23 protein-coding genes and 1 pseudogene are annotated in these 21,902 nt (G+C 48.1%); all 24 read right to left on the reverse strand.

Annotated elements, in window-relative coordinates; translation table 11 throughout:
- Window positions 1-46 precede the first annotated feature (46 nt).
- The 24 genes and pseudogenes from A1sIIB60_RS05595 to A1sIIB60_RS05710 all read right to left on the reverse strand — a co-directional run bounded on the left by A1sIIB60_RS05595 (window position 47) and on the right by A1sIIB60_RS05710 (window position 21,899).
- A complete protein-coding gene (locus A1sIIB60_RS05595) occupies window positions 47-1,651 on the reverse strand; it encodes a hypothetical protein (RefSeq protein ID WP_095677632.1) in 1,605 nt (534 codons plus the stop codon).
- A gap of 4 nt (window positions 1,652-1,655) precedes the next feature.
- A complete protein-coding gene (locus A1sIIB60_RS05600) occupies window positions 1,656-3,005 on the reverse strand; it encodes an ABC transporter substrate-binding protein (protein WP_095677633.1) in 1,350 nt (449 codons plus the stop codon).
- A gap of 184 nt (window positions 3,006-3,189) precedes the next feature.
- Window positions 3,190-4,188, reverse strand: a complete 999-nt coding sequence (locus A1sIIB60_RS05605; protein ID WP_190277169.1) for a branched-chain amino acid ABC transporter permease — start codon at window positions 4,186-4,188, stop codon at window positions 3,190-3,192.
- On the reverse strand, window positions 4,181-5,092 hold the full coding sequence (locus tag A1sIIB60_RS05610; protein WP_095671492.1) for a branched-chain amino acid ABC transporter permease: 912 nt from the start codon (window positions 5,090-5,092) through the stop codon (window positions 4,181-4,183). Before A1sIIB60_RS05610 ends, A1sIIB60_RS05605 begins: the two co-directional genes overlap by 8 nt.
- Complete coding sequence (locus A1sIIB60_RS05615) at window positions 5,092-5,805, reverse strand: ABC transporter ATP-binding protein (protein WP_095671493.1); 714 nt, start codon at window positions 5,803-5,805, stop codon at window positions 5,092-5,094. The genes A1sIIB60_RS05610 and A1sIIB60_RS05615 overlap by 1 nt, the downstream gene beginning before the upstream one ends.
- A complete protein-coding gene (locus A1sIIB60_RS05620; protein ID WP_095671494.1) occupies window positions 5,798-6,586 on the reverse strand; it encodes an ABC transporter ATP-binding protein in 789 nt (262 codons plus the stop codon). The genes A1sIIB60_RS05615 and A1sIIB60_RS05620 overlap by 8 nt, the downstream gene beginning before the upstream one ends.
- Window positions 6,583-7,683: an alanine racemase gene (gene alr / locus A1sIIB60_RS05625; RefSeq protein ID WP_095677635.1), complete on the reverse strand. Its 1,101-nt coding sequence runs from the start codon at window positions 7,681-7,683 to the stop codon at window positions 6,583-6,585. Before alr ends, A1sIIB60_RS05620 begins: the two co-directional genes overlap by 4 nt.
- On the reverse strand, window positions 7,680-8,021 hold the full coding sequence (locus A1sIIB60_RS05630; RefSeq protein WP_095677636.1) for a holo-ACP synthase: 342 nt from the start codon (window positions 8,019-8,021) through the stop codon (window positions 7,680-7,682). Before A1sIIB60_RS05630 ends, alr begins: the two co-directional genes overlap by 4 nt.
- Before the next feature lie 20 nt (window positions 8,022-8,041).
- Entirely contained in the window at window positions 8,042-8,710 is a 669-nt protein-coding gene (locus A1sIIB60_RS05635; RefSeq protein WP_223298670.1) for a phosphatase PAP2 family protein, read from the reverse strand.
- Window positions 8,711-8,712: 2 nt separating this feature from the next.
- On the reverse strand, window positions 8,713-10,557 hold the full coding sequence (glmS, locus tag A1sIIB60_RS05640) for a glutamine--fructose-6-phosphate transaminase (isomerizing) (RefSeq protein ID WP_095671497.1): 1,845 nt from the start codon (window positions 10,555-10,557) through the stop codon (window positions 8,713-8,715).
- 6 nt (window positions 10,558-10,563) lie between these two features.
- Window positions 10,564-11,940 (reverse strand): phosphoglucosamine mutase, encoded by a 1,377-nt coding sequence (gene glmM, locus A1sIIB60_RS05645; RefSeq protein ID WP_095671498.1) that lies wholly within the window; start codon window positions 11,938-11,940, stop codon window positions 10,564-10,566.
- Window positions 11,941-11,958: 18 nt separating this feature from the next.
- Window positions 11,959-12,453 (reverse strand): 30S ribosomal protein S9, encoded by a 495-nt coding sequence (rpsI, locus tag A1sIIB60_RS05650; protein ID WP_095671499.1) that lies wholly within the window; start codon window positions 12,451-12,453, stop codon window positions 11,959-11,961.
- A 14-nt stretch (window positions 12,454-12,467) separates the two neighbouring features.
- Entirely contained in the window at window positions 12,468-12,920 is a 453-nt protein-coding gene (gene rplM, locus A1sIIB60_RS05655; protein WP_095671500.1) for a 50S ribosomal protein L13, read from the reverse strand.
- A 153-nt stretch (window positions 12,921-13,073) separates the two neighbouring features.
- Window positions 13,074-14,675 carry an ABC-F family ATP-binding cassette domain-containing protein gene (locus A1sIIB60_RS05660; protein ID WP_095689447.1) on the reverse strand — a complete coding sequence of 534 codons (1,602 nt, stop codon included), beginning with the start codon at window positions 14,673-14,675 and terminating at the stop codon, window positions 13,074-13,076.
- Window positions 14,675-15,511: a tRNA pseudouridine(38-40) synthase TruA gene (gene truA / locus A1sIIB60_RS05665; protein WP_095671502.1), complete on the reverse strand. Its 837-nt coding sequence runs from the start codon at window positions 15,509-15,511 to the stop codon at window positions 14,675-14,677. Before truA ends, A1sIIB60_RS05660 begins: the two co-directional genes overlap by 1 nt.
- A 45-nt stretch (window positions 15,512-15,556) precedes the next feature.
- Window positions 15,557-15,910: pseudogene (rplQ, locus tag A1sIIB60_RS05670) on the reverse strand (50S ribosomal protein L17); the annotation flags it as partial.
- Between the two features lie 11 nt (window positions 15,911-15,921).
- Complete coding sequence (locus tag A1sIIB60_RS05675) at window positions 15,922-16,932, reverse strand: DNA-directed RNA polymerase subunit alpha (RefSeq protein ID WP_095526917.1); 1,011 nt, start codon at window positions 16,930-16,932, stop codon at window positions 15,922-15,924.
- Window positions 16,933-16,993: 61 nt separating this feature from the next.
- Window positions 16,994-17,620, reverse strand: a complete 627-nt coding sequence (gene rpsD, locus A1sIIB60_RS05680) for a 30S ribosomal protein S4 (protein ID WP_095671504.1) — start codon at window positions 17,618-17,620, stop codon at window positions 16,994-16,996.
- A gap of 16 nt (window positions 17,621-17,636) precedes the next feature.
- Entirely contained in the window at window positions 17,637-18,056 is a 420-nt protein-coding gene (gene rpsK, locus A1sIIB60_RS05685; RefSeq protein WP_095671505.1) for a 30S ribosomal protein S11, read from the reverse strand.
- Window positions 18,056-18,433: a 30S ribosomal protein S13 gene (rpsM, locus tag A1sIIB60_RS05690; protein WP_095671506.1), complete on the reverse strand. Its 378-nt coding sequence runs from the start codon at window positions 18,431-18,433 to the stop codon at window positions 18,056-18,058. Before rpsM ends, rpsK begins: the two co-directional genes overlap by 1 nt.
- A gap of 173 nt (window positions 18,434-18,606) precedes the next feature.
- Entirely contained in the window at window positions 18,607-18,720 is a 114-nt protein-coding gene (gene rpmJ / locus A1sIIB60_RS05695; protein ID WP_017955275.1) for a 50S ribosomal protein L36, read from the reverse strand.
- A 19-nt stretch (window positions 18,721-18,739) separates the two neighbouring features.
- Complete coding sequence (gene infA / locus A1sIIB60_RS05700; protein WP_095527782.1) at window positions 18,740-18,961, reverse strand: translation initiation factor IF-1; 222 nt, start codon at window positions 18,959-18,961, stop codon at window positions 18,740-18,742.
- A gap of 191 nt (window positions 18,962-19,152) precedes the next feature.
- Complete coding sequence (locus A1sIIB60_RS05705) at window positions 19,153-20,124, reverse strand: DUF4436 family protein (RefSeq protein ID WP_095671507.1); 972 nt, start codon at window positions 20,122-20,124, stop codon at window positions 19,153-19,155.
- 8 nt (window positions 20,125-20,132) lie between these two features.
- Window positions 20,133-21,899: a hypothetical protein gene (locus A1sIIB60_RS05710; protein WP_095671508.1), complete on the reverse strand. Its 1,767-nt coding sequence runs from the start codon at window positions 21,897-21,899 to the stop codon at window positions 20,133-20,135.
- Window positions 21,900-21,902 lie beyond the last annotated feature (3 nt).

Below are 21,902 nucleotides of genomic sequence, written 5' to 3' on the forward strand. Positions count from 1 at the left end.
TGCGAAAGGGCCCCGAGTTTCCTCAGGGCCCTTTCGTACTTCAGATTTATCCGAAGTTGTACTTCAGATCAGTTGGACGATAATCGAGATCATCGTTTAGGTAAGGAACCTTCTTGGCGATGTATTGAACATACTTGCCAGTTGGGATCTTTCCTGATTTAGCAGAGACAGCCAACATACGTACCCAAGCCATTGTCTGGTCCGTGGTGAACGATTGGTGTCCGACGCCAGATGGTGATGGAGCTCCAGCAAGATCAGGCAAGCCTGCTGCTGTGAACTTTGTGTAGGTCTCTGGTGTCATCGCATAGAGAGCAAGTGTGTTCCAAACTGGCTTCTTACCAGTCTTGCTTGCTTCCCACTTTGCAAGTGCTGCTTCGTAAACTGCGCGCTTCTTATCTACATAGCGAGCAGAGTTACCTGAGAACACAAGACGATCTGCTTCATTAGAAAGCAGAATCGTAGGATGCGTTGAGGCAAATGTTGATTTATCGAGCGCCTTGAACTTGGCGATTGCATCAGCGTTACCTGTAACGCGTGGCACAACAGCTAGAACTCCAAGCATTGCTGCGATCGCTTCATCACCTGAAAGTCCGAGGTTGTAACGACCAGCATCGCCCTCATCGAGCATCGCTGCCCAATCAGTCTTTGTGTTGTCGTAGAAGCCAGGACCTGTGAGTTCGGAGATTGATTGACCAGCAAGTGTGCCGGTTGCAATTGCTTCTCCCATGTTTTCAAGGATTGCAACTGTTGCGTTGATGCTGTGTTCAGCAATAACTGCGTTAGTTGAAATTCCATCCATGTGAGCGCTCTTTGTTGGAACTCCAGTTAGAAGACCAGTTAGAAGTAGCGCTGAACGTTGTGGAATTGGTGATCCCTTAAGTGGTGCTGGATATTCAAGTCCTGGTGCACCGAGGTTTTTGCTCCAAGTAGTAAGTAGTGCAACTACTTTGAGAAGTTCGCCAACTGATGCCATATGGCCAGGAACTCCCTTAACGCCCATCGCCGCGCAACCCTTGATGGTTGGGTCAGCAAAGATGCTCAAGAGATAGAAGATGTCGCATGCAGATTGAAGTGCATCAGCAGGAGAAGGAGTAAGTCCAGCCATGATGCCGACTGAATCAGCATAAGTTGGATACTTTTCAACGAATGGAGTGATGATTGCTCCCGCTTGGGATGAGCCGTAAACAACCTTCTTCGTAATTCGGGTTGTGTACTTAGCCATCGCAGTGTCGATAACTTCCTTGAGCATTTCTACACGGAAGGTGTTGTTCCAACCACGCATACCCTTGACGGTTCCATCGTATGCTGCAATGCCATAACCGGCGCGCAGCATCTCTTTTGTGACATCAGTTTTAGTAGTAGCGCTTGCAGGTGTCATTTCTTCGATACCAGTTGGGACAGCTGAAACACCTGGGTAGGTTGGACGGAATCCGTGCTCCCAGAAGAACATTGTTCCACCGAAGTTTGTTGGCACGATAAACCGGTATGCAGCGCCATTTGCAAGCGTTCCATTACATGTTTCAACGCCTGCTGCAGTTGCACAAACAGGTGCTGCTGCAGTTGCCGAAGGTGTAATCGCAACGCTAAGTGTTAGTGCAAGTGTTGCTGCACCAAGTGTTGCGATTGATTTACGCATTGTTAGTGATTTCATGTGATTAACCAACCTTTGGTAGGGCATCGGCTGCAATTGCAGGACGTGTGTACTTGAGTTCAGTTACAGCGCCCTTTGCAGAGTCTGTTGTCCAAACTTTACGAGTTGCATCAATTGGCTTTAATACTGTTGCTGCATCGTACTTACCGATCCAGAAACCAGTGAAAGCTTCGTGAGTCTTTGTGCTGTAACCAAGTGGTGACAGCGCCGCACTTGGAAGCTTTGCTGCATTTGCTTCGATGTATTTGATGATTCCAGGACGTGTTAGATCCTTACCAACACCCAATAGTGCAGATGTAGTTAGGTATCCAATATTCATTCCCTGAAGAATGTTGTTATCCCAACGCTTATCTGGACCCTTGTTGAACTCATCGTTGATCTTCTTAAATGCCTTTACGAACTCGTCATCTGCTTCACCTGGTGATGGAGCATGTGATGCTGAGATGGTTCCGGCTAGAAGAGCCGCTGAAACTGCTGGTGCAATTCCGCGAGCGCCAAGAATTGTCTGGAATGTAGTTGCATCTGCACCTACTGAGATAACGATCCACTGTGCTGGCTTGTAGCCAATCTTGTTTGCAGAAGAAACTGCTGCAGCAAATGCTGAAGCAACTGCGCCAACGACAACAACATCTACGTTGTTATCTTTGAGCTGCTGCATCTGAGCATCAAGGCCTGAACCCTGAGTACCCGCGATAAATGTTGCTGCGGTCTTCTTCGCTGTGAATGTCACGCCAGCTGTGGCAAGCCCTTCAACAGTGTTACGGCCGAAGTCATCTGTCTGATAAACGATACCGACAGTGTTCTTTGAGTAATTCTCCTTGATGTGCTTTCCAAGGATCTTCGCTTCAACGACGTATGTGCCGAGGGCGCCGAAAGTTGTTGGGTACTTCTTTGGATCTGTGTAGAAACCGCTGTATCCGCTGTTTACAAATAGATCTGGAATTCCACGACGGTTAATATCTTTGATAACAGAGATATGTGTCTGGGTTCCAACGCTTCCGACCATTGCAAAGACTTTATCTTTGTTGATCAGCGCAGATGCAGTAGAAACTGTTAGACCTGCCTTGTATGTATCGTCTTTGACGACCAAAGTTATCTTGCGTCCGTAAACGCCGCCCTTGGAATTTACATAATCAAAGTAGGCGCGCATTGCGTCATCTACTTTGTTATAGCCTGGGCTTGCTGCGCCAGTTTGAGGTAGTTGCATTCCAAGAACAATTTCAGTGGCTGAAACACCAGGAGTGCTTGCTCCTTGCGCTGGAACTGCTGAGAGCGCTAGCGCGCCAGCAAGTACAACAGCGGCAGTTGATATAAAACTGCGCGGTGATCTAGACAGAGATGCACGATTTCTCACTACATTCACTCTTTCTCTATTCAATGAATGCAATGGAGAAAACGAGGTATCCCCATTGCCACCAACCCTGAACTGGGTTGAACGGCTTCACTTTAACCGAATGTGAACGTAAAGTGAATGCGAGGCGACGAAACGCCGAAGGCGGAGGGGTGATCTCACGCCCGTGGGCGCCGCTTTATAACAATTATTTATGCTTGTGTTTATGCAGGTGGGTACCCGCGACCCCGGCGGGATTAATCACCACGGTCAAAATCAATAAGAGGCTAGAGACCAGGGCGGGCATGAAGTTAGAGACTTGCTCGCTTAATTCGAATTGGTGAAGCACCGCATCGATCCAATCAGGTAGGAATACAACGATTACCGTTCCGATAAAGGCTCCGAAGATGCTGCGAATGCCACCAAGAACTGCAGCTGTGAGAAGTAATAGCGAAAGTGAAACTGGGTAAACGCTGGGACCGACCAGACCGCGAAGTCCATAAAGGGCGCCAGATAAACCGGCGAAGGTTGCCGATACAACGAAGACAAATATTTTTTGGCGCGAGAAGTTGACGCCGCTTAGCGCTGCTGCTGTTTCGTTATCTCTAATCGCGCGCCACATACGACCAGTACGTGAGAGCAAAATATTGGAGGCCAAGAACAACGCGATCGCTGCAAATGGAAGTGCTACATAGAGCTGCCATTGTTCGTAACTTGGTTCGCCAAATAAATTTGTAAACCAAACTGGTGGATAACCAACATCTACCGGTAGTCCCTCATCGCCTTTAAGCACCGACATAAATCGGTTCGCCAGAGTTGGGATCGCAAGAGCGATAACAAGAGTTGTGCCTGCAAGATATGGCCCAGTTAAGCGCGCTGCTGCAATTCCCAAGAGCAGACCGGCAAGTGCTGATCCAACTATCGCCAAAGGAATTGCTACCCATAGCGAGTAGCTCTGATTGATCATCAATAGCGCCATGCAATATCCGCCCACCGCCATTAACGCGCCTTGACCAAGTGAGAGTTGGCCAGAGATTCCGGTTAACAAAGTTACGGAAAGGACTCCGATAAAGAGTATGAGAACTAAAGCCAACTGGGCTTGGTTGTAGGCATCGAAAGTAGATGCCGCGAAGAGAATTGCTGCGACAAAAAAGATTGTCCGGCGCAGACTCTTGCGAGCGATCGAGTGGTTCTTGGCTTTAGACACGGCGCGCATCCTTTGCTCCCAAGATTCCACGTGGTCGAATAATCAAGACCAGAATCAATACCGCCAAGATCGCTAAGAAAACATCTTCCGGTGTGTCATAGAAGCTAACAAATGAGATAACCATTCCGACAAGGAAGCCGCCAATTACAGCACCAGCCGGGCTATCAAGTCCACCTACAACTGCTGCGGTAAAGCCGATGATCAAAACTAAATCCAAAGTATTCGGTGAAAGGTTTGAAGTTGGCGTAATCAGAAGGCCAGCAAGTGAAGATGCCGCACCAGAAAACGCCCAGCTAAGTGAGCGAGTGAAGTTAGTTCTAATTCCACTGAGTCGAGCAACCTCTGAATTCAAAGCTGTGGCGCGCATTGCAAGTCCTACGCCGGTTTTCTTAAAGAAGAGCGTCGTTAAAGCCAAGGTAGATAAAACAACGGTAATTACAAATACATCGAATGAGGTAAATGGCATCACATTGCCAGCAACGGTGAAACCTTCTTGCGCATATGGCGCTGGAAACCCTCGTTCCTCAGCAGCCCAAATAATTCCTGCTAAAGCTTGTAGAACTCCCAAAATACCAAGGGATGCGATTACCGGAATCGCCGCGCGCATTGATTCGCTGCTCAAAAGTTCGGTCTTCTTTTTATTGGATAGTGGGCGCATTACCAAGATATCTAACAAGGCTCCCATTACAGCGCCTACTAAAATTGCAACAACAAATGCCAACCAGTAAGAATTTCCATTGGTAATCATGGTCGATGCGATGTAAGTGCTAAACATCGCTTGGCCCATCTGGGCATAGTTAAGGATTCCAGCCCCGCGCCAAACGATGACAAGACCCAGTGCAACTAATGCATAAATTGCTCCGCGAGATGTGCCAGAGAACAGGGCCGCTAGAAATGTATCCATCAGTACCCCAAATATGCGGCGCGCAAATTAGCATCCGCCCTTAACTCAGCTGCTGGTCGATCGGCAACGACTTTGCCAAGTGCCAAAAGAACTCCGTGATCGGCTACGCCAAGTGCCGTATTGGCATTTTGTTCAACTAGTAAAACTGTGAGACCAGTTGTGCGACAGAGAATATTTATTGAATCAATGATCTGTTCTACAACTAACGGTGCAAGGCCAAGAGATGGTTCATCTAAAAGCAGTAACTTGGGGCGCGAAACCAGCGCGCGACTAATGGCCAACATCTGACGTTCGCCACCTGAGAGAGTTCCAGCCAACTGTTTGCGGCGTTCTTTCAAACGAGGAAATAGTTCGAACATCTCATCCTGTGCAGCAATTACATCTGCTTTGAATTTACGGCGCCGAAATAGCGATCCCATTGAGATATTTTCTTCAACGGTTAACTCTGAGATAACGGCGTGGCCTTCAGGAACATGGGCGATGCCATCTCGCACAATATCTTCGGCGCGCTTGCCGATTAGAGATTTTCCGCTCCAGGTGATTGAGCCAGACGCTGGATGTTCTAGGCCAGAGATGGTGCGTAACAAAGTGCTCTTACCGGCGCCGTTTGCACCGATAACTGTTGTTATCTTCGATTCTTGTGCTGTAAACGAAACGCCGTCGAGTGCAATTACCGAACCAAAACTGGTTACTAAATCTTTAACTTCAAGCATTGTTGACTCCTAATTGATCGGTGCCACTTTGATTTGAAGTTCCAAGATATGCCGCAAGAACTGCTGGGTCGCGCTTAACGGTATCGAAGGATCCGCTGGCGATAACTTTGCCAAAATTCAATACGTAGACTTGATCTGAAATCGCACCAATGAAATCAACGTGGTGCTCAACGATGATAATTGCACAGCGTTGCTTTAACTGCCTTAGCAAGTCGGCGAACTTATCAATATCATCTTGGCCAAGTCCAGCAGCTGGTTCATCAAGAAGTAAAATCTTCGGTTCTGAAACTAGAGCTCTTGCAATGGATACGCGCTTTGTTTCGGGATACGTTAACTCTGATGGCGTCTTATCTGCTAAATCCAGCGCTCCTGCCCAGGCCAGCGCATCTTGTGCTTTAGCGCGGAGTTTGCGTTCTGATTTTGCAGATAGCCCAAAGAGATCTTTTAGGAAATTGCTCTCACGCTTCTTATCTGCACCCATCATGACATTTTCAATAACACTTAACCCGCTAAATAGACCAACGCCTTGCAAGGTACGGCTTATCTCAAAATTTGCTAGCTCGTAACTTTTTAGCCAATCAACTTTCTTGCCATGGATTGAGATCTCACCAGATGTCGGTGCGACTAAGCCTGAGATGCAATTAAACAAAGTGGTCTTGCCTGCGCCATTTGGACCAATTAGCCCAACGATCGAATTAGGCGCAACGTCGATGAAAACATCATCGAGGGCAATGAGTCCACCAAAGTTGACTCGTAAATTTGCAATCGCTAAAACGCTCATGGTTCGTAAATTCTAGGCACACGCGGGCCAATTCGGGTAACTATCTCGTAATTAATTGAGCCCGAAGCTGCACCCCAATCATCTGCCGTGTACTCGCCATCTGCACCGGATCCGAAAACTGTGACCCAATCGCCAGATTGCGCAGGGGAATCCGCTGCTAAATCAACAACGAATTGATCCATAGATACTCGTCCAATGATTGGCGCTTTTTCTCCCAGAAAACTGACACCCGCGCTTTGTGCAACACGAGGAATTCCGTCGGCATAACCCATCGCAACCAGTCCTAGCTTGGTCGCTGACTTTGTAACCGCCGTTGCTCCGTAACCAACTGGGCTTCCGGCGGGAACTTTCTTTACAAGATGTAACTTGGCGCGCAAAGTCATCGCAGGAATTAACCCAAGATCTTTAGATGTACCGAGTGTTTTTACATCAGGACTTAGGCCATACATAGCAATTCCAGTTCGCACCATGTCAAAGCCAGATGCCTGATCTTTGATCGTGGCAGCTGAATTTGAAAGGTGGCGAATCAAATTTGGGTATCCAAAAGATTCAAGGGATGCAACCATCTTTTTAAATCGATTGAGTTGACTTAAATTTTGTGGCTGTCCAGGTTCATCTGCGCGCGCGAAGTGGGAGAAGATTCCAACTATTTCAACCCCGTGTAGATGAAGTGCATCAATCTTCGGCCATTCATCCAAGAATCCGCCACGAGTCATTCCGGTATCAACTTCTAAATGAACGCGCGGGCGCTTGTCACTTTTTACTGCGCTAACTTCATCCAACGCCTTTATTGATGCAACTGCAATATCGATGTTGTTATCTACTGCGCTTTGAAAATCTGATCCCGGTGGAACTAACCACGCCAAGATCGGTGCAGTTATTCCAGCAGCGCGAAGAGCAATCGCTTCTTCAAGGAGTGCAACACCTAACCAAGTAGCTCCGCCATCAAGTGCCGCTTTTGCAACTGGCACGAGCCCGTGTCCATAAGCATCTGCTTTCACAACTGCCATCAAGTCAACGCCAGCTTTCGCCTTTAGCGTTGCCACGTTGGCTTTAATTGCAGAGAGATTTACGACTACTTCGGCGCGATTTGTCATCGTTCCACCACCACCATCGCCGATGCGATTCCGGCATCGTGAGATAAAGAAAGGTGCACGCGTGCACCATCTACTAACTCTGCTATCTCGCCGCGAAAGAGAAAATCTGGTTTACCGCTCTCGTGATTTATGACTTCGGCTTCGTGCCAAGAAAGTCCATGGCCGGCATTAAGCGCTTTCGCTAAAGCCTCTTTGGCGGCAAAGCGCGCTGCCAGTGAATGAATTGGTTTTACTTGTTCAGCAGGAGTGAACAGTTTTTCGCGAAGTGATGGCGTGCGCTCGAGCGATTGGGAGAAACGTTCGATATCTACGACATCTATTCCAATCCCATCGATCATGGGGTGGAGTCTAATTGGCGTTAGGAGAGTTGGCTATTAGATGGGTAATAGCGATCTACCGCGATCACCAAAACCAAGAGAGATGCGCCGATGAATAAACCGCCGAGTAGATCCGAGAACCAATGAGTGTCGCGGACTAAAGAGACTATGCAAACGGTCAAACTAATTGTGGCAACGCCTGCGCTAGCCAGACGGCCGCGATAACGATCGACGTGGGCATAGCGATAAATTAAATATGCAAGGACTCCCCAAGTAAGAAGTGCATTTGAGGCATGGCCACTTGGGTATGACATTCCGCCGAAGTGAAGTAGATCGATTCCAACCTTTGGCTTGGTGCGACCTAGGCCAAATTTAAATAGACCTACAACTAAGTTAAGAGAGATCAACGAAAGAATTGCCAAATTCAGTGGACGCCAGGTTTTAAATCTCCGCGCAATGTAGAAAGCGGCGATAAGAAGTGCGGTAGCAGTAACGCCACGCAAACCAAGGTCATCTAATCTGCGAATAATGAATCCACTTACTCCACGAAATTCTGGACGCTCTAGATCATGGATCCATTTGTCGATTTCAATTAGCGGCCCATTAATGATTACTTGATGAGTAATTAGGAGAAATCCAGCAAATAGCGCTGCAGACCAGCGCGCAGCGCGCACCATCTGGGCGCGACGCGAATCAAGGACTGCCTGCATAATTATTCGACCGTTACTGATTTAGCTAAATTGCGTGGCTGATCAACATCATTTCCGCGCGCAATCGCCATTTCGTAGGCAAAGACTTGTAGGGGAACTGTGGCCAAGATTGGTTGAAAGAGCGGTGAGCACGCTGGGATGCGAATGATGTGTTCTGCGCCAACAACTTCAGCGCCTTCGTGTGCGATGACAATTACGCGCGCACCACGAGCTTTCACTTCTTGGATATTGCTAAGCATCTTTTCATCTAGTGAGTGATCGCTGCCGGAAGGCAAGATCGCGATTACGGGCGTGCCTTTTTCGGCATCGATTAACGCGATCGAACCGTGCTTGAGCTCTCCCCCAGCAAATCCTTCCGCGTGGATATATGCGAGTTCCTTCAGCTTCAAAGCACCTTCTAGAACAACTGGGTAACCAATATTGCGACCGATAAAGAGAACGGTTTCAGATTTTGCAAAAGTGCGAGTAAGTGCGCGAAGTGGTTCGACGGTTTCGAGGATTTGTTCGATCTTGCCTGGTAGTTCGAGCATTTCGTTGTAAAGATCGCGAACCTGAGCATCGGTTAACTCACCACGAACCTGTGCCAAATGCAGACCAATTAAATCAACGGCAACGATCTGGGTTAGCAGCGCTTTAGTTGAAGCGACTGCAATTTCAGGACCGGCATGTGTGTAAAGAACGGCATCTGATTCGCGCGGAATCGTTGAGCTATTTGTATTGCAGATCGCAAGTACTCGCGCACCCGCAGCCTTAGCATGGCGGATAGCCATCAAGGTATCCATCGTTTCGCCAGATTGAGAAATGGCGATAACTAAAGTGTTGGAATCAATGATCGGATCGCGGTAGCGATATTCGCTGGCAATTTCTACTTCTACAGAAATCTTCGCCCATTTTTCAATTACATATTTAGCGATCATTCCTGCGTGATAAGCGGTTCCACAAGCGATTACAACAATCTTCTTGAGCGCTTTAATTTCAGCCTCTGACATATGTAATTCATCGAGTTCGATCTTGCCGTTATCTGTTAAGCGGCCAATCAAAGTGTCGGCAACTGCCTTGGGTTGCTCGAAGATCTCCTTGAGCATGAAGTGGGAGTATCCACCTTTTTGCGCAGATGCTGAATCCCAAGTAATTGCATATTCCTTGGGAACTACTGCTTTGCCATCTAAGCCAATGATGCTGATGCCAGCTGGCGTCATGGTGATGATCTCGTCTTGGCCAAGTTCTACCGCGCGCTTGGTGTAATCGATAAAGGCTGCAACATCGGAGGCCATAAAGTTTTCGCCATCGCCTAAACCAACAACGAGCGGTGAATTGCGGCGTACTCCAACAATTACTTCAGGGGCATCGGCGTGAACTGCAACGAGAGTAAATGAGCCGCGTAAGCGCTTTACCGCATCTAACATCGCAGCAGTTAAATCGCCGCCATGAGATTTACGAAGTTCAGAGAGTAAATGTGCAACTGATTCAGTGTCAGTATCTGATGAAAATTCGTGGCCGCGTGATTGGAGCTCGGCCTTTAGCTCTGAATAATTCTCGATGATGCCGTTATGGATAACGGCAAGCTTTCCTTCATTGTCAGTGTGCGGATGTGCGTTGCGATCTGTTGGTCCACCATGTGTTGCCCAACGAGTGTGGCCAATTCCAGAGTGAACAACCGGCATATTTGCAGGCAGTGAGCCTTCAAGATTTGTTAACTTACCGGCGCGCTTTTCAATAAATAGAGCGCCCGATGTACCAAGTGCGATTCCGGCTGAGTCGTAACCACGATATTCAAGGCGACGTAGACCTTCGATGAGCGGAGTAATTGCAGACTGTGGCCCTGTGTAACCCACAATTCCGCACACTGTTATCTACCCCAGCTCTGATTGAACGACCTTTGCCAAGTCGTTTGCTATTTCGCTGGCTAGGTTATCACTCTGGGCTTCAACCATCACGCGGACAAGCGGTTCGGTGCCAGATGCTCTTAATAAAACGCGACCATGTTCGCCAAGTTTTGCCTCTGCCGCTGAAACCGCTGCCTTAATCACTGCAGAATCTGCAAGACGCTCTTTGGCAACGTTCTTAACATTTACCAATACTTGTGGGAAACGCACCAATGTTGATGCAAGATCTTGCAAAGGTTGACCTGATTTAACAACTTCTTGCGCAAGTGCAAGAGCGGTCAATATTCCATCGCCCGTTGTTGCGAATTCGCGCATGATTAAGTGGCCAGATTGTTCTCCGCCAAGTGAATAGCCTTTTTCCAGCATCTTCTCTAATACATAACGATCGCCAACGGCAGTTGTTTCAACGTTGATATCTGCGTTCTTCATCGCGTGGAAGAAACCGAGGTTGCTCATCACAGTTGCCACAATCGTGTTTGATTTCAGCGAACCAGATGCTTTAAATCCGCGCGCCAAAATAGTCATGATTGCATCACCATCGACCTCATTGCCTTGCGCATCTATCGCTAGCGCACGGTCGGCATCGCCATCGTGGGCAATTCCAAAATCAGCGCCTTCGCGAAGCACTGCAGTGCGAAGCTGGTGTAAATGTGTAGAGCCGCAATCATCGTTGATATTCCAGCCATCTGGGGCATCGAAGATTGAGATTACTTCGGCACCTGCGCGGCGGTAAGTATCAGGTGCAACAGTTGAAGATGCGCCATTTGCACAATCGACGACGATCTTTAAACCCTTTAGCGGTGTTGAAACGGATGAGAGAAGGTGTGAGATATAACGTTCGCGAGCGCTTTCATCGTTGATCGCACGTCCCACACCGCTGCCGGTAGGGCGCTCCCATGGTTCGCCGATGCGCGCTTCGATCGCTGCTTCAATGGAATCGTCTAACTTTCCGCCACCGCGTGAAAATAACTTAATGCCGTTATCGGGCATTGGATTGTGTGATGCCGAAATCATTACGCCGAGGTCGGCACCGGATTCGGCAACTAAATGTGCAATTGCAGGAGTTGGTAGAACTCCTACGCGATAGACATCAACGCCGGCACTAGTTAGACCAGCAACAACTGCTGCTTCTAGGAATTCACCAGATGCGCGTGAGTCATGGCCGACGATTGCTATAGGTCGAGAATTGCTTGCAATCTCGCCAGAAGAACTAGGCCGGTGTGATTTATTAGGATTTGTTTCGACGAGAATATGTGCAGCGGCAACGGCGACATCAAGTGCTAATTCAGCAGTTAAATCACGATTGGCTAAGCCACGTATTCCATCGGTTCCAAAGAGTGCCACGTTGGGGCGCCTTTGAAATTAACGCTTGCTGTATTGCGAACGCTTACGGGCCTTCTTCAGACCGTACTTCTTGCGTTCGATAACACGTGCATCACGTGAAAGGAATCCAGCTTTCTTGAGCGCTGGACGGTGTGCTTCAACATCGATCTCGTTAAGTGAACGAGCAACGCCAAGACGAAGTGCACCGGCTTGACCAGATACTCCGCCACCGTTGATACGAGCAAATACGTCGTACTGGCTTTCAGCACCAACAGTGCGGAATGGCTCAGAGACTAGTTGCTGGTGAACTTTATTTGGGAAATAGTTTTCCAGGGTCTTACCGTTTACAACCCAACGTCCTGTTCCAGGTACGAGACGAACGCGAGCGACTGCTTCTTTACGACGACCAGTGCCTGCACCAGGTGCCTTGATTGCTGGGCGGTTAGTTGCAGCAGCTGGAGTTGCTGAAGAGTATGAAGTAGGAACTTCGTTCTCGTCTAGATCTGTAACTTCGTTATAAGTTGTATCTGACATTTGTTATGGGTCCCTTACTTTGCGATCTGTGAAACTTGAGTGAATACATATGGTGTTGGTGATTGAGCAGCGTGTGGGTGCTCAGGTCCTGCGTAAACCTTTAGCTTTGATGCAACCTGCTGGCCAAGACGGTTCTTTGGAAGCATTCCCTTGATCGCCTTTTCAACAGCGCGTGTTGGGTGCTTTTCGATTAGCTCGCCGTAAACAGTTGAGCGAAGACCACCTGGGAAACCTGAGTGGCGGTGTTCAAACTTTGAAAGCGCTTTGTTTCCTGAAAGAGCAATCTTTTCTGCGTTGATGATTACAACAAAGTCGCCCATATCCATGTGTGGTGCAAATGTTGCCTTGTGCTTACCGCGAAGAAGAACAGCAGCATGTGTTGCAAGGCGGCCAAGAACTACATCTTGTGCATCGATGACGTGCCATTTACGGACGACATCTCCGGCCTTAGGACTATATGTACGCATGCTTTATTACCTTCTTCTTCTTAGTTTGAACTTAGTTTGAGCTCTTGGTTCTGCGGTTTTGCCTTCGGCGCCTTATCTGGCGCAGGGGATGAACTTTACCTTTCATGCGTAGCAGGGTCAAAATGGCCTAAATCCACGCATACCAGCCGCCCCTTAATGGTAGAAGATCGGCTCTGGGCTCTCATAAACCTGGCCATTTGCCCCAAAGACCAAGAAGCGGGTAAATCCACGAGTAAACCAGCGATCGTGAGTTACAGATAGAACTGTTCCTTCGTAACGATCGAGCGCTTTCTCTAAACTCTCGGCGCTCGCTAGATCTAAGTTATCGGTCGGTTCGTCAAGCAACAACAAAGTAGAGCCAGATAGTTCTAGCAATAAGACTTGAAAGCGCGCTTGTTGTCCACCAGATAGGGAAGAGAATTTCTGTTCTGCTTGCTTATCAATTTCATATTTGCGAAGCACGCCTTTAGCGGGGCCAAGTTGAAGTGAATACGTCTCCCACAAGATTTCTAGCAGAGTCTTTGATTCAAATTCTGGGTGAGCATGGGTCTGTGCGAAGTAACCGATCTCAACGCGTGCACCAATTTTAAAAGTGCCACCGTATTTAACAGTTTCATCGCCAGCGATCATGCGCAGGAAGTGAGATTTGCCGGTGCCGTTCTTACCCAGCACTGCGATGCGATCGCCGAAGAATACTTCGAAGTTAAATGGTTCAGTTAAGTTAGCAAGAGATAAGTTTTCGAAGGTAAGTGCGCGCAGACCTGTGCGGCCGCCACGTAAACCGACTTTTACATCTTGTTCAATTGGTGGGGCTTCTGGCGCACCTGCTTCTTCAAATTTACGCAAGCGCGTCTGCATCGCATGATATTTACTTGCCATATCTGGAGAGATTGCGGCTTGTACCTGAAGCGTCTTAACTAGATCAATGAGGCGTTGGTGTTCTTGTTCCCAGCGGAGCAACATTTCAGCAAAGCGTTCGTTGCGCGCCTTGCGGGCATCATGCCAAGTCGAAAACTTTCCGCCATGCACCCAAGTGGTATTTCCATTAACGCCTTGTTCGAGAGTCACAATTCGGTTAGCGGTATTTTCAAGTAATTCACGATCGTGGCTAACGAAGAGAACGGTCTTCTTAGTTGCACCGATAACTTCTTCCAACCAACGCTTTGAAGGAACATCAAGATAGTTATCTGGCTCATCAAGTAACAAGACTTCCTCAGGTCCTTCTAGCAAGGCACGCAGAACTAATTTTTTCTGCTCTCCCCCGGATAAAGTGTTCACCTTTCGGGCTGCAACTTGATCAAAAGATTTATTGAGCATCTCGGTGCAGCAGACATCCCAAATTAGTTCGAAGTCATATCCCCCGGCATCGCCCCAATCGATAATCGCTTGGGCGTAACTCATCTGATCTTTCTCTGATCCACTAGCGTTCATCGCAGCTTCAGTTGTAACAACTTTTTCAGCGGCATCGCGGATTCGCTTTGGTGCAATTGAAAGCAGTAAGTCCCGCACTGTTGATTCATCGCGTACCGAACCAATGAACTGGCGCATCACACCTAAGCCACCAGTAATGGCAACCGCTCCTTCATCAGGTTTTAAATCTCCACAGATCATGCGGATTAAAGTTGTTTTGCCTGATCCGTTAGGACCAATTAGCGCAACCTTGGCGCCATCACCGACGCGGAATGAAACATCGTTTAGCAATACTCGGCCGTCAGAGAGCGAGTATTCAACAGCGCTTACATCAATGTGGCCCATTAGTTATCTTCTTCTTCGCGGCGGGCAACGGTCTTCTTAGCGCGCTCAAGTAGCTCTGCCGCATCAGGGTAATCGACTTTATAAAGGGATAAGCCATGAGCTGGAAACACCAGCGAATCACTTACACGCTCTTTATCTTCTAGCAACGTTGATATCCATTCGGGATCTTTGCGGCCATCGGCAACGCAGACTATTGCGCCAACCAAGTTGCGCACCATTGAGTAACAGAAGGCATCTGCAACAACATCGGCCACTAAGCAGCCTTCTTCGTCACGGCGCCATTGGTAGGTCTCAAGAGTGCGGATCGTTGTTGCACCTTCACGGTATTTGCAGAAAGCGGCGTAATTGTGGGTGCCAAGCAGCAAAGCGCTGGCGCGGTTCATGACATCTACATCCAACGGGCGATACCAAGATGCGGTATTTAAACGAGCAAGTGGCTGAATAACTTTATTTTCATCAAGGATTCGGTATTCGTAATAGCGACGTAGCGCCGAGAAGCGGGCGTGAAAAGCAGTTGGTGCGATCTCGATCGCATTGATTCGTACATCTTCATCAAGAATTCGATTTAACTTATAGGCAAGGTCTTCGAGCTCTAGGGTTTCTGGCAGATCAACGTGGATCACTTGACCCGTTGCATGTACTCCGGCATCGGTGCGACCGGCAACGATTGTCGGTGCAGGAGATTGCGCCACGGTGCTGAGTGCGGTTTCAACTACTTCTTGCACGGTGCGGCGATCAGGTTGAATTGCCCAACCCGAAAAGTTAGTGCCGTCGTATGCCAGATCTATCCGTAAACGACGAAACCCACTCTCGGGATAGAGAGTGGGCTCGGTCATTTAATTATTTGTTAACTAGTTAAAACTTGAGAATTAGTTATCTTTCTCAGTTAGAACTTCGATGACTGCCATTGGTGCGTTATCGCCCTTGCGAGGACCGATCTTGGTGATACGTGTGTATCCGCCATCGCGAGCTGCAAAACGTGGACCGATTTCAGTAAAGAGTGTGTGAACAACGCTCTTATTTGCAATGCGAGCCATGACCTGACGACGTGCTGGTAGGTCGCCCTTCTTTGCGAAGGTGATTAACTTTTCAGCCAACGGACGCAGGCGCTTAGCCTTTGCCTCTGTTGTTGTGATCTTTCCATGTTCGAACAACTGCTCAGCAAGTGTGCGAAGGATTAGACGCTCATGTGATGGGCCGGAGCCCAAACGAGGACCTTTAGTTGGTTTTGGCATTGTCGTATCTCCTAGGCCTGATCTGCTTCAGCGAAGTCGTCGTCTGATGCATTGAAGTTCTGGTGCTTTGTTGGATCGAATCCAGCTGGGCTGTCCTTAAGAGACATTCCCATTGAGACAAGCTTTGCCTTGATCTCATCGATGGACTTTGAACCAAAGTTACGGATATCGAGTAGGTCTGCCTCTGAACGGTTTACCAACTCGCCAACTGTGTGAATGCCTTCGCGCTTCAAGCAGTTGTATGAGCGAACTGTTAGATCGAGATCTTCGATTGGAAGTGCAAGATCAGCAGCGAGAGCAGCATCCATAACAGATGGCCCCATCTCGATACCTTCTGCATCAACGTTAAGTTCGCGAGCAAGTCCGAAGAGTTCAACAAGAGTCTTACCAGCTGATGCAACTGCATCGCGTGGCTTCATTGATGGCTTTGTCTCAACATCAACAACAAGACGATCGAAGTCGGTGCGCTGTTCAACGCGAGTTGCTTCTACCTTGTATGTAACCTTCAAAACTGGTGAATAGATTGAGTCAACAGGAATGCGACCGATCTCGGCACCCGCTTGCTTGTTCTGTACAGCAGTTACATAACCACGACCGCGCTCTACTGTGAGTTCGATTTCGAGGTTTGCCTTGCCGTTAAGTGTTGCGATGTGGAGTTCAGGGTTGTGAACTTCAACGCCACTTGGAACAGCGATATCAGCGCCTGTTACAGCTCCGGCACCTGATTTGCGGATGTAGATGACGCTTGGCTCGTCGTTATCTGATGAGAGCACCAAGTTCTTGATGTTCAAAACGATATCGGTGAGATCTTCCTTAACGCCTTCAAGAGTGGTGAACTCATGGAGTGCACCAGCAACGCGAATGCTTGTAACCGCTGCACCTGGAATAGATGAAAGCAGAGTACGGCGCATTGAGTTGCCGAGTGTGTAACCGAAACCTGGTTCCAACGGTTCGATGATGAACCGTGAACGGTTTTCGGAGATTACTTCTTCACTGAGGGTTGGACGTTGTGCGATTAGCACTGCTGAGCCTCTTTCTTCTCGCGGAAATCCACTATTTGATTTCCTCTTTTGGAATTAAAAATTACTTGCTGTAGAGCTCAACAATGAGCTGTTCTTGAACCTGGGTATCGATTACTGAACGTGCAGGGACGCCGTGGATGATGATGCGCATCTGCGAACCAACAACCTCCATCCATGCTGGAACAGCTTTTTCACCAAGTTCAGCGCTTGCAACGATAAATGGTGTGAGATCGAGTGACTTTGGAAGAACATCGATGATGTCCATTGGAGAAACGCGATATGAAGGAATGTTTACCTTCTTGCCATTTACGAGGAAGTGACTGTGACGAACCAACTGGCGCGCCATGTCACGGCTCTTTGCAAAGCCTGCACGGAATACAACGTTATCGAGACGTGTCTCAAGAAGAACGAGAAGGTTTTCACCAGTCTTGCCCTGCTTGCGGTTTGCCTCTTCGTAGTAACCACGGAACTGCTTTTCGAGAACACCGTAGATACGTGCGCACTTCTGCTTTTCACGCATCTGTAATAGGTATTCAGATTCCTTGGAACGTCCACGACCATGTTGTCCTGGTGGATATGGACGAGATTCGATAGGACACTTTGGTCCATCGCACTTTGCGCCCTTAAGGAAGAGCTTTACTTTTTCGCGACGGCAACGCTTGCAGTCTGCTCCGGTATAACGAGCCATTTATTCTCTTCCTTCCTTAAACTCGACGTGGTTTCGGTGGGCGGCAGCCATTGTGTGGAGCTGGAGTTACATCAGAGATGGCTCCAACTTCTAGGCCTGCTGCTTGCAATGAACGAATTGCAGTTTCGCGTCCGGAACCTGGTCCCTTTACGAAAACATCTACTTTCTTAAGGCCGTGCTCCTGTGCGCGACGAGCTGCTGCTTCTGCTGCAAGCTGTGCTGCGAATGGAGTCGACTTACGTGAGCCCTTGTAACCAACTTGGCCAGATGAAGCCCAAGAAATTACAGCGCCGGTTGGATCGGTGATAGAGATGATGGTGTTGTTAAAAGTGCTCTTAATGAACGCCTTACCAACAGCAATGTTCTTCTTCTCTTTTTTACGTGTCTTGACTTTGCCCTTTGCAGGAGCAGCAGTCTTAGATTTAGGAGCGGCCATTACTTAGTCACCTTCTTCTTACCAGCAATTGCTTTACGAGGACCCTTACGAGTACGAGCGTTTGTATGTGTGCGCTGACCACGTACAGGAAGTCCCTTGCGGTGACGGATACCTTGGTAGCTCTGAATTTCAACTTTACGACGAATGTCGCCAGCGATTTCGCGGCGAAGATCGCCCTCAATCTTGTAGTTAGCTTCGATGTATTCACGAAGCTGTGCGAGTTCTGATTCTTGCAAATCCTTAACGCGTGTATCTGGTGAAATCCCAGTTGCCGCGAGAGTTGCATGAGAACGAGTTAGACCCATTCCGAAGATATAGGTGAGTGCGATTTCCACGCGCTTTTCGCGTGGTAGATCGACACCAACAAGACGTGCCATTTAATCAACCGATCTGTAATCCGGAGGTCCTTCGCAGTGCTTCTCAACTTTGTCGAGTCTCGGCCTACCGGTCCGAGAGTCCTAAGTAATTACTTACTTAGTTGCACCACGCGTATTTATTAAGTTGTAGAACTAACTAATTAACTATTCCTTCGGGTTAAAACCTAAAGGTTTTAACCTTGACGTTGCTTGTGACGAAGGTTCTCGCAAATCACCATGACGCGACCCTTGCGGCGAATGACTTTGCACTTATCGCAAATCTTCTTAACGCTTGGATTAACCTTCATGATCTTGCTCCAGTCTTCGTTACTTGTAACGGTAAATAATTCGACCTCGGGTGAGGTCATATGGACTTAGTTCTACGATCACACGATCACCAGGAAGGATGCGAATGTAGTTCTTTCGCATCTTGCCGCTGATGTGCGCAAGAATTTTGTGCCCATTAGTTAGTTCAACGCGAAACATTGCGTTAGGTAAAGCTTCTGCAACGGAACCTTCGATCTCGATGGCGCCATCTTTGCTAGCCACTAACACCCACTTCTGTTTCAAATTGAACCCACGCCCGTTTGCGAGCGCGGTTGCACCCACCAAAAACCCTCAGGATTTTCGCTAGGCGCGAAGGTGCATTCTAAAGCCCCGCCCCTTATAAAGGGAAATTGGCTAAATCGCCCCTATTGGACCCCCTAGACACGCCCAGACTTTCGGGCGAAAAGGCGGTTTTAGCTCTGGAAATCCTCGCGGCGGACCCAGGTGACTAGCACCCAGAGTGAGCAGACCAAGGTCACGATCAGCGCTGGGAAGTAGAAGATCTTGTCTACGAAGATGCCGATCGGTGGAGATCCTGGCATGAGCCCGCGAAGTGAGATCAAAGAATAGGTAAGTGCTGCAGCCCAGGTAAGAGATGAAAGCGTTGGTGGGCGCTGACCGGTAACCACCATGTAAGTCATGATCGTCACTGAAACCATCGCTGTGATCATGAGTAACAGAATGATTGTTACGAGCAACTTAGTTGAATTTGAGCGAACTGCCTCAAATACTGAAGAAGATTGACCGTTGTTGAATTCTTCCACTGCCATATCAAATGACTTTGCATCATCCATAGTCACGGTGGTGAAGGCATCGTTCCAAAGGCCATGGATCATATGGATATCAAAAGTGTCGATCTTCTTTGTGTAATCCAGTGGCAAGATGTTTAGCGTTGCTTGATCGCCATCTTCCAAAGTACCGATCGCGCTCATTGGTATCTCAAATGAATACTTATCCATTGGATACCAGCCAACATCAGAACGTGCACCAGCACCTGGTTGCTCATCTATCTGAACATCAAAGCCACCAGTTGGAACATCTTTCTTAAAGCTATAAGTATTACTTCCACCATTACTGGCTCCGATTACCGAGTCAACAATCAAATCAACATCTTGACTAGGCACCCAACCGCTCTTTAAGCGGTAACCAACATCGTCGCTATTTGGCCAAGGCAGTACACGTGCATTTGCCGTTCCCTCAAGTGGATTAACTCCGGTGATCTGAACCAATAGTTCGAGGCGATTATCCGAGCTCATCTCAATCAACTTGTCATCGATCGCAGTTGCATCATCGGCTGGGTTCTGTGAAATCACCACAACTATTCCGAGATAGGCAACCGTGATCAAGATAAAGGTCTGAAAGAACTTGGTGCGGAAAACTTTCACAAGAGCCCCTACTTCTTCTTATAGCCAGCCGGACACTTTGGTTTTACCGCAGTCACCTTTTTACTGGTCTTGCCTTTGATACATGTAATTGTGACAGCCTTCGTAACCGGTTTGGCTGAGGCGCTCGGGGTTGGAGTAGCAGATGCAGTAGGAGTTGGTGTTGGCGCTGGTGCATCTTGCTCAAGTTTTACCTTGATAGTTGGTGATGAATAAGTGAATCCGCCTGCTGAAAGATAGAGCCAGCCGTTCTTTTCACCAAGAATTTCAGTTGCAACCTTTTGATTTCCTTGATCATTAACAATTGAAAGCTCAGCCCTAATAGGTGCACTCGTAAATCCATAAACGCATCGAGCAACATCTGAGCGCATAATCAAGTCATAGGTACCAAGGAACTCATCACCCTTTGTCGTGAAGTGAGGCGCAGCAACTTGGTATTCAAGTGTGCCTTCACCTTTATTTAGAGATGGTGGCCCAGCGGAATATTGAGTTGCATTTGTTGTGACAATTCCGGTTACACCTTTATCGCCACTGGTGAAGCACTGCGAAGCACCTTGGGTTTCATTTTCATCAAGTGTACGAACCGACCATGTACCCATGAGAGTTGTTGCCTTATCCCCCACAAAAGGTAGCCACACCTTTAATTGATCCATACCAAATTTACTTGAAGCCGAAGGAGCGATGATCACATTTCTCGTCATTGGATCTTCTGTACAGGCGCTACGTCCACAACCTTGCGGCGCTCCATTTGAATTTGGAGATCGGAGTGCGACCTCTGGTTTGTATCCACCTGTTTTAATGTCGTACTCATCTTTGAGTGCTTGTGGCATCTCTGGATAGCGATACATCTTATAAACCACTGGAACAGCGACAGGATTTGCTGCGATATAGAAGGAATATCCACTACTAATTTCGGTAAATGACACGTCTGGCTTTGCAATTCTGCCGTGCAACCAGCCCTTTGGCTTATTTTGAAGCTTTAGCTTTATATAGAACTTCTTATCGGCAGGGAATGAATATCTCTGAGCGCACAATCTTTCTTTAGCGCTACCTGCCACACAGAAGCTAGTTCCAGAAAAACCGAAGCTAGCAAATCGCCATTGACCCACAGGATGTCCAGATCCGCCATTGGTCTCTTTTGACATACCAGAATCAATTTCTTGGATTGCACTATCGCCAGATTCAAGTTTCACCGGATAAATCTCGATATTTAGCGCCTGCAAGTCAGCACCCGTTGATTTATTCAAAGTACCCTGCGTTAAGGCGGAAACGTAATACAAGGTTCCACCATCGTGTGGCGCACTAGGTAAATCAAAGATACTTCCCGTGGCACCAAACGGTAACCTTAATTTCTCGGATGCTTCAAATTTGTTTAACGCCTCATTAGGGAAGTATCGCGAAAATGCGGCCTTAGTAGTTTCTCCGCCAGAACTAATAACTCCAAAATCTTCAATGCAGTAAACCGTACTTAACGTTCCGCACACAGGCAGCATCGATTTAAAGCCGAGTGATCCTGCGGTGCAATTAGGGTCTTCTGCGCTCTTACATGTTGGATCTTTGTAAGCATCGCTTTGGTACTTCTGAAAATCAATCAAATATGAGGCTGGAGTTCCGGGAGGGGAATCCAGGAATCGCTGGATATGCATGCCACGGTCAGCATCGTTCGGAATGGCCCAGCTTCGTCCCGCATCGCCGACCGTTTCACCTGCTGCAACTACGGCGGAAGAGCCGCCCAATATAAATGCGATAGCAACGATTATTGAAGTTAGTTTTTTCATATC

It is taken from the genome of Candidatus Planktophila lacus, assembly GCF_002288385.1.
Classification (GTDB): domain Bacteria; phylum Actinomycetota; class Actinomycetes; order Nanopelagicales; family Nanopelagicaceae; genus Planktophila; species Planktophila lacus_D.